Genomic DNA, 14968 nt, shown 5'->3' with positions numbered 1-14968 from the left:
TTAGCGTGATCGCCGCCATCCTCGTAGTTGCCTGCGTCGGCGTCGCGTCGGAGCTTCGACCCGGAATCGCCGGGCTTGCCGTGGGTGGCGCTTATCGAAGGGGATTCCGCCTCATTGCTCGCCTGCTCCGGGTCGCGCTCCTGATCAGCCTGGTCGCATCACCTTCGCAGGCGCTTGCCGCATCGCTCGATGGCGCCAGCATCGGCCCGCAATGGGCGCTTCCATTCGCCGGCATGCTGCTGTCGATCGCGATATTTCCGCTCGCCGCGCCTCATGTCTGGGAGCACCACCAAGGCAAGATCGCAGCGATGTGGGCGGCCCTGATCGTGCTGCCGCTTGCCGTCTGGTACGGCCCGCTTCCAACCATTCAGGCACTCATTCATACCGCGCTGCTCGAATACATCCCATTCATTCTGCTTCTCCTTGCTCTGTTCACCGTGGCCGGCGGAATCGTGGTGCGCGGCAATCTTCACGGCTCCCCGGTTCTGAATACTCTGCTGCTCGCGATAGGCACTCTGATTGCGAGCGTCATCGGCACGACCGGCGCGTCGATGGTCATGATCCGGCCGGTCCTCCGCGCCAATGACGACCGGCGGCACAACGCGCACGTCGTCATCTTCTTCATCTTTCTGGTGTCCAACATTGGCGGCTCGCTCTCACCCCTGGGAGATCCGCCGTTGTTCTTGGGGTTCCTGCGCGGCGTCGACTTCTTCTGGACGACGACGCACCTGTTTCCCCAGACCACGTTCGCCGCCTGGATTCTGCTTGTCCTGTTCTTTTGCATCGATGCTTATCTTTACCGGAAGGAAGGTCGCGTCAAACCGGACCCAACTCCGGACAATCCCTTGCGGATCAGCGGCGGCATCAACTTCGCTCTGATGGGAGTCATCATTGCTGCGATCCTCTTGAGCGCCAAGCTCGACCTCGGCGGATTTGAGGTTCTGGGCACGCATCTCCAGCTGCAGAATCTTCTGCGCGATGCCGTGATGATTGGCGTCGTGTTCGCATCTCTTGCCGTCACCTCGAAGGAAGACCACGACGCGAACGGCTTTTCCTGGGGCCCCATGATCGAAGTGGCAAAACTGTTCGCCGGCATCTTCATCACCATCATTCCCGTGCTCGCGATCCTCAACGCCGGCAAATCCGGCGCGTTTGCCTCCGTCGTGAACATGGTCACCAACGCCGACGGCACGCCCAACAATGCCGCCTATTTCTGGTTGAGCGGGTTGCTCTCATCCTTTCTCGACAATGCGCCGACCTATCTGGTCTTCTTCGAGCTTGCCGGGGGCGACGCCAAGCATCTGATGACGAATGGCGCCGTGACCCTTGCCGCGATATCCGCAGGTGCGGTGTTCATGGGCGCAAACTCTTACATCGGCAATGCCCCCAACTTCATGGTCTACGCGATTGCGCGGTCGGGTGGCGTCGCAATGCCCGGCTTCTTCGGATACATGGCCTGGACCTCCGTCCTGCTGCTTCCTGTATTCGCGCTGGTCACGCTCGTTTTCTTCAGGTGAAAGGCGGTCGGCCTTTCTGCCGACGGAGCAAGCACCGGGCTGAGGATTAACGCCCGGTTAACGTAATTCTTTAGCTCCTTAAGGCAGCTCTTAACGATTTATTGCCAGAGATAGACAATGCAGAAAGCGCGCGTCCGGCGCGGGCAGGAATCCGTGTTGCTTGATGAGTAACCCCGCTGAAAAGCCTGAGGTAGTGCAGCTTCCGGCCGAGCCGGTGAGCGCGCCATCGGCGAGCAGCCGAAGGGCTGCGGCACAGCGGGTGCGCGAGGCGCGCGACAAGTTAACGTCGACCAGTGGAACCCGGCCGGCGTTCGACGCGGAGATGCTGCGGCAATACGCCCAGACGCGGCTGTCTGCCTCTTATGTCGTGATGCTGCTGGTGGTGGCCACCGGCCTGCTGTTCGGGCTATGGATGCAGCCGATCCCGGCCGCGGCCTGGACCGTCGGCATGCTCTGCATTCACAGCGCCATGATCCGCAGTTGCCGGCGCTTCCTGAACGAGCCCACCTCGCCCGCGGCGACGCGGGCATGGCGGACGCGCTTTGTCGTGCTCGACCTGCTCTATGGCCTGTGCTGGATGGCGATCCTGATCCATCCCGTGCTCGACATGGTCACGGAAACACTGATGATGTTCCTGATGCTGCTGGTGATCGCAGTATCGAGCATGCTCGCGGCCAACCTGCCGATCGCAGCCCTTGCCGCCACGGCGCCGGTCGCGGTCGCGATGGCACTGAGCTTCGTGATGACCGGCTCGCTGGACAATTACATCCTGGCAGCGCTGGCCCTCGCCGCCGAAGGCTATTTCGTCCTGCTGGCGCATCGCCTGCACTCCTCCACCTTCGCCACGCTGGAAGCGCGCGCGGAGAAGGACGCGCTGATCGGCGAGCTGGAGCAGGCCAAGGCGATCTCAGACGAAGCGCGCCATCGCGCCGAAGCCGCCAACGTCGCCAAGTCGCGCTTCCTGGCGCAGATGAGCCACGAGCTGCGGACGCCGCTGAACGCCATCCTCGGCTTCTCCGAGGTGATGAAGAGCGAGATTTTCGGCGCGCATGCCGTGCCGGTCTACAAGGAATATTCCGCCGACATCCATAATTCCGGCGTGCACCTGCTCAACCTCATCAACGAGATCCTCGATCTGTCGCGGATCGAAGCCGGCCGCTACGAGCTCAACGAGGAAGCGGTGTCCCTGGTCGGCATCGTCGCCGACTGCCATCATCTGATGAAGCTGCGCGCCTCGAGCCGCGGCATCACCATCCACGAAGTGTTCGAGCAGGCCATGCCGCGGCTCTGGGCCGACGAGCGCGCGATCCGCCAGGTCGTGCTCAACCTGCTCTCCAACTCGATCAAGTTCACCCCGCAGGGCGGCGAGATCTGGCTCAAGGCCGGCTGGACCGCCTCCGGCGGACAATATCTCTCGGTGAGGGACTCCGGCTCCGGCATTCCCGAGGACGAGATCCCGGTCGTGCTCGCCTCGTTCGGCCAGGGCTCCAATTCGATCAAGTCGGCTGAACAGGGCGCCGGCCTCGGCCTGCCGATCGCCAAGAACCTGATCGACCTGCACGGCGGCACGTTCACGCTGAAATCGAAGCTGCGCATCGGCACCGAGGTGATCGTCACGTTCCCGCCGGAGCGCGTGATGAGCGCGCTTGCCCCGCTCTCGGACGATTCTCCACCGCTCCAGCCCGAGAGCTCCGTTCTGCCGGACGAGAAACGCCGGCCGCGCCACAAGCCGATCATGAGTGCTGGCACAGGCTCTTAACGAGATGCTTGCAGACATGCCCGACCATCCCTCACTATGTCCGTATGAGCAAAGAAACGCCGTGCGTCGCCGTCTGCATGATAGATCCCAAGACCAAGCTGTGCTTCGGCTGCGGCCGCACCTTGCCCGAGATCGCGCGCTGGCACGCCATGGAAAGCGCAGACCGGCTCGCGATCATGGCCCTCTTGCCGCAGCGCATGACGGAAGCTGGACTGGTGCCGGTCGCAGGATCGCCAAGACACATCTGATCCGTCTGCGTGCCCTTGGAGGCGCGCGATGATCCGCTTCCTGCTCGTTCTGATCATGCTCGCCGGCACGGCAGGTGCCGTCGTCGCCTATGGCGATCCCGACCAGATCGCGCGCGCCAGCCACAAGGTCTCGCACATTTTTCGCGCACAAGCCGCCTCCCCGGCGCCGGCCGTGCAGATCCCGCGCGGCCAGGGCGGCGACTTCACGCTGCGCGCGAAGATCAACGGCGTCACTGCGCCGATGGTGATCGATACCGGCGCGACGTCGGTGGTACTGACCTGGGAAACCGCAAAGGCGATCGGGCTGCCGCTCGAGATGCTTGAATATGACGTCGACCTCGAGACCGCGGGCGGCCACACCAAGGCGGCGCGGCTCACGCTCGACCGTCTCGCCGTCGGCAAGCTGGTCGAGAAGTCGGTGCCGGCCCTCGTCGTGCAGCGCGGCCAGATGAAGACCAATCTGCTCGGCATGAGCTTCCTCGACCGCCTGGAAAGCTGGGGCGTGCGCGCCGACACGCTGATGCTGACCGGCTATCCGCAGCTGCAAGGCAACCACCGCCGCGCGCGTGCGGCGGTCGACTAGCTCGCTTACGCCGCCTCAGCCGGTGCACGGCCCCCGACACGCATGATCGCTTCGCGCAGCACGTCGAGACCTGCACCCGACTTCACACCCTGCTCGGCCAGGTGACGGCGGAAGGCGCGCGCCCCCGGCACCGCGTGAAATGCGCCGACGAAATGTCGCGTGATGGCGTGCAGCCGCGTGCCGTGCGCGAGTTGCTCCTCGATGTAGGACATCATCGCCTCGAGCGCGTCCTGCATGGTCGCGTGCGGCGCCGGCCCGCCGAAGATTTCGTGATCGACCGCGAGCAGCCGCCACGGCTCCTGATAGGCGGCGCGGCCGAGCATCACGCCGTCGACATGGGCAAGATGCGCCTTTGCCTCGTCGATGCTCCGGACACCGCCATTGATGATGATGGGCACATCGGGCATCGCGCGCTTGAGCCGGTAGACGCGATCATAGTCGAGCGGCGGGATATCGCGGTTCTCCTTCGGCGACAGGCCGTTGAGCCAGGCCTTGCGGGCGTGCACGATCAACGCATCGCAGCCTGCGGCGACCACCGCACGCGCGAGCGCATCGAGCGCGACCTCCGGATCCTGATCGTCGATCCCGATGCGGCACTTCACCGTGACGGGAACGGCGACCACGTGCTTCATGGCGTCAACGCACCTCGCCACCAGCCCCGGCTCCGCCATGAGGCAGGCGCCGAAACGGCCGTCCTTCACACGATCGGACGGGCAGCCGACATTGAGATTGATCTCGTCGTAACCGAAGTCCTCGCCGATCCGTGCCGCCAGCGCCAGCTCCTGCGGATCCGATCCGCCGAGCTGAAGCGCCACGGGGTGCTCGACCGCGTCGAACCCAAGCAGCCGCTCCCGGTCGCCATGAACGATCGCGCCGGTCGTCAACATTTCCGTATAGAGCAATCCCCGACGCGTCAGGTGACGGTGGAACACCCGGCAATGCCGGTCGGTCCAATCCATCATGGGGGCCACGGAAAAGCGATAGTCTTGATATTTCAATTGGTTACAACATCCGCTTAGCAGTCGCCCGGTTATACTACTTCCGCGAAAATAGTATAGCCACCGTGTCTATGGCCAGCGGTACTGGTGTCGCGTTCTCCCCAGCCACTCGAGAAAATGAGACGCCTCTGCCGGGTCATTCGCTGCGCATTGGCGCGATTATGGTGGAACCACAACCCAAGGGGCAGTGTCGATCTGCACCGGACGGATTTCGACACCCCCAACGAGGAACTATCCGCTCACGCCGACGTCTGCTCGCAGATAGACAATCGTCTCTGGTGATGCTCCGAACGACGTCTCACATGCGTCAGGTCATCCAGCACCTCGGCGGACCATTCGTTCCGAACACGTGGACCCGCTAAAACGTCGGTATCGCGCGAACCGTCGCGAGCGTGCCTTTGACGCGCAAGCAAAGTCGACGGCGAGAACGGCAGATTCGAGCGGAGGCCCCATCTCGCATGGGCTGAGGCGCGCGCAGTTTACCGCAGCGGCTTCAACCAAGTTTGTGAAAGCATCGAGCTCCGCTCCAGTGAGACCGCCCCTGGCACGCGTCTCAAAACTGACATGCGACCAAGTGCGACAATCGATACGTATTTGGTCACAAGACAACCGCAGCCGAGTGCGTTTGCACTGACGACAAAATAGCTGTCACTCACATGGCTCCGATCCCGAAGCATTTGTTGTCCATCTCCAGCGAAATTTGGAATGGCCAGATCCGTTCGTTTCGCTTCTCCTACGCAGAAACGCCGGTCGTGCCGAAGCATCTCCATGAATGCCGCGATCGACGCCACCAATCATCAGGGGCCTTCCATGATCGCGCGCTTCTCTTCGCTCTCGCTCTCCCGGCGTCGCCTGCTAGCCGCGACCTCCGTAGTGACTGCGGTCGCCCTAACAGCAATGGCGGGACTGTCTCCGGCACGGAGTGCCGGCGCTCCGCCGACCGGCGGCGACATCACCTTCCTGATCGATTCGCTGGGCAGCACGTGGATCCCGAACAACAGTGCCATCTCCAGCTTCCAGGGCCACTTCTGGGGCCATGTGACCGACAAGCTCGTCTATGTCGACGCTGACGGCAAGGTCAGCCCGTGGATCGCCGAGCGCTGGGAGCAGAACGGTGACGCGACCCAGTTCACCCTGCACCTCAAGAAGGGCGTGACCTTCTCCGACGGCACCCCGCTCGACGCAGCGGCTGTCGTCGCCAATCTCGACATCTGGTATGCCGGCCGCAAGAACGAAGGCATCAACCCGATCGGGCTGTTTCCGAAGACTTACGAGCGCGCCGAGGCGGTCGACGCGGCCACGGTGAAGGTCTTCTTCAAGGCACCGACGCTCGGGTTCATCCCGACGCTCGGCTACCATGGCTCGATCCTCATCTCACCAAAGACGATCGCGCAGCCTGCGGCCCAGCAGGCCGACCTCTCCAAGACATCCGGCAGCGGACCGTACGTGGTCGCCTCCTGGAAGGAGGGCGATTTCGTCAAGCTGGTCAAGCGCAAGGACTACAATTGGGGTCCCGCCGCCGTCGGTCACACCGGTCCGGCCTATCTCAATTCGATCACCTACAAGCTTGTATCGGAACCGTCGCTGCGGGTCGCGGCCGTCCAGTCGGGACAGGCCGACGTCGCCTACAGCCCCTCACCGCAGGAATTGAAGTCTCTCAAGGAGGCCGGGTTCACGATCGCGACACCGCGCTATCTCGGCTTCGTCAACGGCCTCGCGATCAACACCAAGCTGGAGCCGTACAATGACGTGAAGGTGCGACAGGCCCTCCAGGCCGGCATCAACCGGAAGGAGATCATCGACACCGTCTATACGCCTGACTGGAAGCTGGCGACGTCCTTCATTCAGAGCAACGTGCCCGGTGCGACCGACCACAGCGACCTCCTGGTCTACAACCCTGGCAAGGCCGAGAAGCTTCTTGACGAAGCTGGCTGGATCAAGGGGGCCAATGGCATCCGCACCAAGGACGGCAAGCAGCTGTCGCTCACGCTTCACTCCAACCCCTACCTCGCGACGGCGAAGTCGGTCGACGAGCTCATCGCCCAGCAACTCGGCAAGATCGGATGGAAGGTCACCATCCGGTCCTACGACGTCGTGACGTTCGGCGAGAAGGTCCGGTTCGGCGGACCAGCTGTGCCGGCCTACGAGGTGACGCGCAGCTTCATCGACGCCGGCACGGTCGCCAGCATCCTCACCGATGCCAACAATGGCGAGAACTGGTTCAATCTCGGCGACAGCGACAAGAAGCTCAACGAGCTGCGCGACAAGATCGCCGGCGCTGCCTCTCTCGACATTCGCAATCCGCTGCTCGACGAGTTGCAGGCTTACGTTCTCGAGCAAGGCTACTTCATCCCGCGCACGCAGATCGTCCAGCGGATCTATGTGCAGTCTCCGAAGCTCAAGGGAGAGGTCTACAACGGCATCGCCTACGCCAGCTATTACACGGCGACAATCGGCGAGTAAGGCGCCGTGCAACGGAATAATGTAAGGAACCCACCGGCATGAGAGGCGCCTATCTGTCCTATGCCGCCAAGCGTTTCGCCCAGGCCGTCGTCGTCGTTCTGCTGGCTTACGTCTTCACCTTCGTCGTCGTCAGCATCCTGCCCGGCGATCCCATCACCAATGTGCTACGCGACCCGCAGAACGGGTTCAGTGAGGACCAGATCAGGCAGATCATCGCCGCCCAGGGCTTAGATAGGCCGATTCCAGTCCAGCTCTGGACGTCCTTGTCCAACTTCGTGACGGGCGACCTTGGCCTGTCGATGCGGTCCAGCCGGCCGGTGACAACTTTGATCGCCGAGGTTCTGCCTTCAACGTTGATCCTCGCATCAGCGGCGTTCGCCATCGCGCTGCTGCTGGCGCTCACGATAGCCTACGGCACGCAGTTTGTTCCGAAACGTTTCGGTCAGGGCTTGCTGCGCGGTTTCCCGTCGTTGTTCCTGTCAGTGCCGAATTTCGTGATCGGCCTGGCACTGATCCACATCTTCGGTTTCCAGCTCGGGCTGTTTCGGGTGATTGCGCCTGATAGCTTCTGGGCAACTTTCTTCGCCGCGATCGCGCTCGGGGTGCCCGTCTCCGCGCGGATCACCGAGGTGCTGATCGCGAACCTCGACAAGGAGACCGAGCAGGAATACGCCGCCGTTGCGCGCAGCCGTGGACTGGGACAAGCGCGTCTGTTTGCCAGGCATTTGCTCAAACCGTCTTCGCTCCCGGTCGTCACCGTCATTGCACTCGCGATCGGCGAGTTGCTAGGCGGTTCGCTGATCACCGAGACGGTGTTCGGACGCACGGGCATCGGCAGCCTGGTGCAGCGCTCGGTGAGCACGCAGGACCTGCCTGTCCTGCAGGCGGTCGTCTCGCTCGCCGCAGTCGTGTTCGTGCTGGTCAATTTGATCGCCGACCTCGTCTACCCGCTGCTCGATCCCCGCGTAAGGCTGATCGGAGGTCGCAGGGTGCGCCCGACCACCGCTGACGACAGCGCGACTTCCGCGGCGGTGACGCCATGACCCTCGCCTCTGTCTCCCCTCCCTCGCGCGACACGTCGATCGGCCGGCTGACAGCTCTTCGGGTACCGCCGACCGTCGCGCTTTCCTTTGCGGTCATCGCGATTGTGATTGCCTGGTCCGTGGCGCCAGGCTTGTTCACGGGCCATAGCCCGGTCGTCGGCGTCCCCGCTGACAAGCTGCTCAGCCCCAGCACGGCGCACTGGTTCGGCACCGATCACCTCGGCCGAGACCTCTATACCCGCGTCGTCTACGGCACCGCGTCCTCGGTGACGAGCGCGCTCATCGCCGTCAGCATTGCCGCTGTTGCAGGCGGACTCATCGGCCTCGTGGCAGGCTTCCTTGGCGGCTGGGTGGACATCGTGCTCGCCCGCCTGGTGGACGTGCTGCTGGCGATCCCGAACTTCCTGCTGGCGGTCATCGTCGTCACCGCGATTGGTTTCGACACGACGAACGCCGCCATTGCGACCGGCGTCTCGGCAGTGGCCGTGTTCGCGCGGGTGATGCGCTCTGAAGTGATCAAGACACGGCAGGCGGTTTTCGTCGAGGCGGCGTTCCTGATGGGCGGCTCGCGCTGGCACATCCTGTTGCGGCACGTGCTGCCGAACGCGTCGCGGTCGGTGCTCCCGCTCGCGGTCTTGCAATTCGGCCTGTCGATCCTGGTGATCGCGAGCCTTGCCTTCCTCGGCTACGGCGATCCGCCGCCCGCCTCCGATTGGGGCCTGCTGATCTCGATCGGCAAGGACTACCTCAAATGGCCGTGGCTGGTCTACGCGCCCGCCTTCGTGACGATCGCGACCGTCCTCTCCGTGAACAGGATCAGCCGATGGCTGCGCAAGACAGACTGACCGCCAACACACTCACACGCGCCGAGTCTGCGGCGCCAGTGCCGCTGCGCCCGCTTCCGCTGCTCCGGGTCGATGGCCTCTCGGTCTCCTACGGGCCGCACGAGGTCGTGACCAATGTCGGGTTTGAACTCGGCCGCGGCGACAGCCTCGCTCTCATCGGGGAGTCCGGCTCCGGTAAATCGACGATCGCCCGGGCGGTGCTGCGGCTGCTCCCGACCGGCGGGCGCGCCACCGGCCGCGTCGCGTTCGACGGCCAGGAGGTGCTTGATATCTCCGAGCGCGGCTTCCGGCCGCTGCGGGGACGCGCCATCGGATTCGTGCCGCAGGACCCCGCCAACTCACTCAACCCGGTCCGGACCATCGGCGCCCAGGCACAGGAGGCGGCCGCGCTGCTCGACCAGCCCGACATGGCGATCCGCAAGCAGCTCATTCTGGAGACGTTCGCCGAGGTCGGGCTCGACAACCCTCAGCGTGTCTACGCTTCCTATCCGCACCAGCTCTCCGGCGGCATGCTCCAGCGCGTGCTGATCGGCCTCGCGATCCTGCCGCGGCCGGCACTGCTGGTGGCGGATGAGCCGACTTCCGCACTCGACGTCACGATCCAGAAACGCATCCTCGACCTGCTCACGCGGCTGCAGCACGATCTCAAGATCAGCCTGATGCTCATCACCCACGATCTGGCGATCGCCGCCGAACGGGCGAACGCGCTGGTGGTGCTCAAGGACGGCGTCATTCAGGAGGCTGGCCGAACCGCCGCAGTTTTCGCCTCGCCGGCGTCGGTCTATGCGAGAAAGCTGCGCGCCGACGTTCCAGCCCTCAATCCTGACCGCTACGCCGCCCTGCGCGACGTCGGCTTTCGAACCGCAAGGACCGGCGACGCTGCGACACCAAAGATCGAAGTCAGCGCCGTCACGAAGACCTTCACCGTCGATGGTAACACGCTGACGGCCGTAAGCGACTTGTCGTTCACCGTTCCGGCCGGCACTACGCACGCACTGGTCGGCGAGTCCGGCTCGGGCAAAACGACGGCGGTCCGGCTTCTGCTGGGTCTCGAACAACCCGACAGCGGGACCATCTCAGTCGCGGGCGAGCAGATCGCCGGTCGCTCGCCTGAGGCACTGCGCTCGACGTGGCGTCACCTCCAGCTGGTCTATCAGAATCCGTTCACCTCACTCGATCCGACCTGGACGATCGAGCAGCTGGTGCGTGAACCGCTTGACCGGTTCAAGGTTGGAGCGCGCAAGGAGCGTGAGGAACGGGTTCGCGGGGCGCTGGCCGACGTCGGACTGGGCGAGCACCTGCTCTCCCGCAAGCCGGCGGCCCTGTCAGGTGGCCAGCGCCAGCGCGTTGCCATCGCCCGATCGCTGGTCCTGAAGCCTGACGTGATCGTGCTGGACGAACCCACCTCTGCACTCGATGTCAGCGTCCAAGCCGGCATCGTCGAAGTCCTGCTCACGTTACAGACCAATCTCGGCCTGACCTATGTCTTCGTCTCGCACGACTTGGCGCTGGTCCGCCAGCTCGCTCACACCGTTTCGGTGATGCACCGTGGGCGCATCGTCGAGCACGGGACCGTCGCCGAGATCTTCGACAATCCACGGCAGCCCTATACGAGGTCGTTGCTGGAATCGATCCCGTCGGGTGGCGCGGCCGTCACGCCGGCGACGCACACGCGTCCCCGCGTGTCAGCGGGTTGAAATCCGCGATCGGCCTTTATTCAACAGAATACGCTGCTCGTAACTCAATACCGCCAATGATGACTTATCTTGCCGGTGCAGACTCGACGCGCGGCAAAGAATTGTTAGGCGCGCGGGCAGTTCGAAAATGTGGTTCTCAAGAATGGGGCGCGCTTGCAGAGATCCTGCCAAACTTGATTCCGACGTGAGTATCCTGTGTTCGACACGACGCTCAGCGTGATATCTGCTGGCGCAGCGCATGTTGTCCATGCCTCGTCGGCAAGAAAGAGATACCGTGACAGTCCAGACATCGCAGCGCACGAACCGCGTCGCTGACCACCCAGCCGAGCGCATCTTCGTCGATCGCTGGTCCCCCAGGGGATTTTCCCAGGAGCAGATCCCGGAAAGCGAACTGCGGACGTTGTTCGAGGCGGCCAGATGGGCGCCCTCCGCCTACAACTCACAGCCCTGGCGTTTTCTCTACGCGCTCAGAGGCGAGACGGAATTTGACGCCTTTCTCGCTCCTCTGATCGAGTTCAATCGCGAATGGGCTCAACATGCGGCGGCCCTGATCTACCTTCTCTCCAAGAAGGAGTTTACGCCGCCCGGCAAGACCGAGGCACAATTCTCGCGAACCCACTCCTTCGATGCAGGTGCCGCATGGGCCAATTTCGCCAACCAGGCTGCAATCGGCGGCTGGGCTGCTCATGGCATGAGCGGGTTCGACGTCGAGAAGGCGCGCACGCTTCTCGGCGTCCCCCAGGGATTTGACGTCGAGATTGTGGTCGCGCTCGGTCGCAAGGCCGATGGAGCGCAGCTGGCGCCCGCCCTGCTTCAGCGCGAGCAGCCGAGTCCGCGCGCATCCGTCGACGAATTCGCCGCGCGTGGCCTGTTTCCAAAGCGGTTCGAGGCCGCACGATGACCGGCCTGCCCAAGCTCCGCACCTTTGTCGCCGAGGTCGCACGGGTCGTCGATGCGAAGCTGGATGAGCGCGCGACCCTTGCTCGGCTTGTGCCGAAGCTCAAGGAACTGGTCACCACGGACGACTGGCTGCCGGACGCCTACGCGGCAGCTGATGGCAAGGCCTATCGGCAATACCTGCTCTACGCCGATCCGCTCGACCGTTTCTCCATCGTCAGCTTCGTCTGGGGACCCGGACAGGGCACCCCGATCCACGACCATCGCGTCTGGGGCCTGGTGGGCGTATTGCGGGGAGAAGAGCTCTCGGTGAGCTACGCGCGGCAACCCGATGGCTCGTTGCGGCCCGGCGCCACCGAGCGCCTGGCGAAAGGCACCGTGGCCGCTGTCTCGCCCGATATCGGCGACATTCATGCCATCTCGAATGGCCTGGCGGACAAGTCGTCGATCAGCATTCACGTCTATGGCGGCAACATCGGCAGGATCCACCGCTCCGTCTTCGATGCTACGACCGGGGCCGAGCACGAGTTCGTCTCGGAATATTCGAACGAATTCGTGCCCAATCTCTGGGTCTGAAGCCCGCCAACAGACTCGGCAGATCTGTTCCGCCGCTCTGACGCGGTCTTCTGCGTCCGCAGGGACGCTCTCGACACGGTGCGATCGCCTCCGGATCGCCGGAGAAGAAAATACCATACTTGTCTGACTATCAACGCATTTGGCCTGTAGAATTTCGCCGTCCTGCCACGTTGACCGAGCGACCAGAACGGGGGCGACACGATGGGTCCGGAGGGGCGGCACGCGATCGTCATCGGGGGAGGCGCCAGCGGCGTTCTTCTCGCCTTTCAACTATTGAAGACCAATCCATCCGATCTCCGCGTGACCTTGATCGAGAAGAGGCCCGAGATCGGACGCGGACTTGCCTATCATGCAGGCAATCCCGAACATCTCCTCAACGTGCGCGTGACCAATATGAGCGCGCTGCCCGACGATCCCGACCATTTCTGGAACTGGCTGTGTGCGCAGCCCGAAGGACCGTTGTGTCCGGATCCCTATTGCTTCGTTCCGCGGCAGACCTACGGGAACTATCTCGCCGACCTGATCGCGCCACTGAAATCGCCTGAGGGGCCCAATGGCCTGACCATTGTGCGTGGCGAGTGCGTATCGATCCGACAAAATCCGTCCGATGTCGCAGTCACCCTTTCCGACGGAACATGCATTACCGGGAGTACGGCCATTCTCGCGACCGGCCATGACGCCGCAGCCCCGCTGCTGGCCGGCCATGCCGAACCCTGGGCCTCACCCGCCGACGCCGGCATCGACACGAAGGCCACCGTGCTCATCCTCGGCACCGGTCTCTCGATGGTCGACTATGTGCTGTCGTTGCTTCGCTACGGACATCAGGGGCGGATCGTCGCAATGTCGCGGCGCGGCCTGTTGCCGCGCGCGCATCGGCGCGTCGATCCGATGCGCTTTGCCGAGAGCGAGATTCCGTTCGGGGCCGAGATCGGCACGCTGCTCTGCTGGTTTCGCGGCCGCATCGAGATGCATGTCGCTGCGGGTGGCGACTGGCGCGGTGCCATCGACGGGATCAGGCCTTACACCCAGCGGCTCTGGCAGGAACTGCCGTTGAGCTCCAGGCGCCGTTTCCTCGAGCACGCCCGCGCCTGGTGGGATGTGCATCGCCACCGAACCGCGCCGGAGGTCGAGGCCCGCATCGCGGACGCCCTTGCGATGGGGCGGCTGACGGTCATCGCCGGCAAGCTCGCCACCGTCACGCCGAACGCTGCCGGCGCTATCGTTCGCTATCGCCGGCGCGGCCAAGCCGAGACGTCCGAGCTGCAAGTCGGAGCCATCATCGACTGCACCGGTATCGTCCGCGATCCCGGCGCCAGCACAAACCCGGCCGTGCGCAGCCTGCTCGACCAGGGCCTTGCCCGCATCGATCCCTTACGGATCGGGATCGACGTCACGCGCGACTGCGCGATCGTCAATCGTGATGGATCTCCCTCTCGCCGCCTATACGCGGTCGGACCGCTGACGCGGGCGGCGTTCTGGGAGATCATTGCCGTTCCGGACATCAGGCAGCAATGCGCGGAGCTGGCGACGCGCCTCCGGGCCGAGATCCCTAGTTGAACAGATCCGGCTCCGATGCGGTGATCCAGTCCCACAGCGGCTGGAAGCTGAAATAGCCGCCCTTGTGCGTGCCGACCTGCCGCGAGGTCAGGCTGGCGATCTCGTGCGGGATCGGCTTTGGCGTGCCGGCGGCCTCGGCAAGCAACTGGGCGCGCGCGGCATTGTCCATCGCGATGTACCACCACGCGGCCGCCTCGACGGTCGGCCCGACCGTAAGCAGGCCGTGGTTCTGCAGGATCGCGGCCTTCTTCGATCCCAGGGCTTGCGCGATCTTGCGGCCCTCTTCCGCTTCCAGCACGACGCCGGAGAAGGGATCGAACAGCACGTGGTCCTCGTAGAACGCACAGGAATCCTGCGTCAGCGGATCGAGCAGGCGGCCGAGCGCCGACCAGGCCTTGCCATACGTCGAATGGGTGTGGGCGGCCGCGATCACTTCCGGATGCGCTGCGTGGATCGCCGAGTGAATCACGAAGCCGGCCTGGTTGATCGGCTTGTCGCCGATCAGGATGTTGCCGTCGTGATCGACCAGCTGAAGGTCCGAGACCTTGATCTGGCCGAAATGCTTCGAGAGCGGGTTGATCCAGAACCGTTCGGGAAACTCTGGATCGCGCACGGTGACATGGCCCGCGAGGCCCTGATCGAAACCATAGCGCGAGAACAGCCGGAACGTCGCGGCAAGCCGCTGCTTGCGGTGCAGCCGCTCTTCCTCGAACGTGGCGGCCGGCGTGCGCTCGACCAGGGAGTATTTCTTCGGTTTCTCGACGACCTTGTTCATTGTTGCTGTT

At 63.9% G+C, this 14968-nt stretch carries 13 protein-coding genes; 11 read left to right on the top strand and 2 right to left on the bottom strand.

Annotation, left to right across the window (positions count from 1 at the left end):
* Nucleotides 1-113: 113 nt before the first annotated feature.
* The 4 genes from N2604_RS18890 to N2604_RS18875 all read left to right on the top strand — a co-directional run bounded on the left by N2604_RS18890 (nt 114) and on the right by N2604_RS18875 (nt 4107).
* Nucleotides 114-1517 (top strand): sodium:proton antiporter, encoded by a 1404-nt coding sequence (locus N2604_RS18890; RefSeq protein WP_409241741.1) that lies wholly within the window; start codon nt 114-116, stop codon nt 1515-1517.
* A 163-nt stretch (nt 1518-1680) separates the two neighbouring features.
* Nucleotides 1681-3276, top strand: a complete 1596-nt coding sequence (locus N2604_RS18885; RefSeq protein WP_260376104.1) for a HAMP domain-containing sensor histidine kinase — start codon at nt 1681-1683, stop codon at nt 3274-3276.
* A 44-nt stretch (nt 3277-3320) separates the two neighbouring features.
* Complete coding sequence (locus N2604_RS18880; RefSeq protein ID WP_260376103.1) at nt 3321-3524, top strand: DUF1289 domain-containing protein; 204 nt, start codon at nt 3321-3323, stop codon at nt 3522-3524.
* Nucleotides 3525-3552: 28 nt separating this feature from the next.
* The gene (locus tag N2604_RS18875; RefSeq protein WP_260376102.1) at nt 3553-4107 is read left to right on the top strand and encodes a TIGR02281 family clan AA aspartic protease; all 555 of its coding nucleotides are present in this window, start codon (nt 3553-3555) and stop codon (nt 4105-4107) included.
* A 5-nt stretch (nt 4108-4112) separates the two neighbouring features.
* On the opposite strand, the gene dusA is transcribed toward N2604_RS18875, so the two are convergent.
* Nucleotides 4113-5069: a tRNA dihydrouridine(20/20a) synthase DusA gene (dusA, locus tag N2604_RS18870; protein WP_260376101.1), complete on the bottom strand. Its 957-nt coding sequence runs from the start codon at nt 5067-5069 to the stop codon at nt 4113-4115.
* Between the two features lie 846 nt (nt 5070-5915).
* Between dusA and N2604_RS18865 the strand changes: the two genes are divergently transcribed.
* The 7 genes from N2604_RS18865 (at nt 5916) to N2604_RS18835 (ending at nt 14183) form a co-directional block, all read left to right on the top strand.
* Nucleotides 5916-7568, top strand: coding sequence for an ABC transporter substrate-binding protein (locus tag N2604_RS18865; protein ID WP_260376250.1), 1653 nt, complete (start codon nt 5916-5918; stop codon nt 7566-7568).
* Nucleotides 7569-7606: 38 nt separating this feature from the next.
* A complete protein-coding gene (locus N2604_RS18860; protein WP_260376100.1) occupies nt 7607-8611 on the top strand; it encodes an ABC transporter permease in 1005 nt (334 codons plus the stop codon).
* On the top strand, nt 8608-9456 hold the full coding sequence (locus N2604_RS18855) for an ABC transporter permease (RefSeq protein ID WP_260376099.1): 849 nt from the start codon (nt 8608-8610) through the stop codon (nt 9454-9456). Before N2604_RS18860 ends, N2604_RS18855 begins: the two co-directional genes overlap by 4 nt.
* The gene (locus tag N2604_RS18850) at nt 9435-11153 is read left to right on the top strand and encodes an ABC transporter ATP-binding protein (RefSeq protein WP_260376249.1); all 1719 of its coding nucleotides are present in this window, start codon (nt 9435-9437) and stop codon (nt 11151-11153) included. The genes N2604_RS18855 and N2604_RS18850 overlap by 22 nt, the downstream gene beginning before the upstream one ends.
* Before the next feature lie 274 nt (nt 11154-11427).
* Complete coding sequence (locus N2604_RS18845) at nt 11428-12054, top strand: nitroreductase family protein (RefSeq protein ID WP_260376098.1); 627 nt, start codon at nt 11428-11430, stop codon at nt 12052-12054.
* Nucleotides 12051-12626 (top strand): cysteine dioxygenase, encoded by a 576-nt coding sequence (locus N2604_RS18840; RefSeq protein ID WP_260376097.1) that lies wholly within the window; start codon nt 12051-12053, stop codon nt 12624-12626. Before N2604_RS18845 ends, N2604_RS18840 begins: the two co-directional genes overlap by 4 nt.
* Nucleotides 12627-12827: 201 nt before the next feature.
* Nucleotides 12828-14183, top strand: a complete 1356-nt coding sequence (locus tag N2604_RS18835) for an FAD/NAD(P)-binding protein (protein WP_260376096.1) — start codon at nt 12828-12830, stop codon at nt 14181-14183.
* Here the strand turns inward: N2604_RS18835 and N2604_RS18830 are convergent.
* On the bottom strand, nt 14176-14958 hold the full coding sequence (locus tag N2604_RS18830) for a class II aldolase/adducin family protein (RefSeq protein WP_260376095.1): 783 nt from the start codon (nt 14956-14958) through the stop codon (nt 14176-14178). The genes N2604_RS18835 and N2604_RS18830 overlap by 8 nt on opposite strands.
* Nucleotides 14959-14968: the final 10 nt, after the last annotated feature.

The sequence above is a fragment of the Bradyrhizobium sp. CB1015 genome (assembly GCF_025200925.1).
Classification (GTDB): domain Bacteria; phylum Pseudomonadota; class Alphaproteobacteria; order Rhizobiales; family Xanthobacteraceae; genus Bradyrhizobium.
The sequence above is the reverse complement of the archived record's forward strand: the minus strand, read 5'-3'. Positions and strand labels throughout refer to the sequence as shown.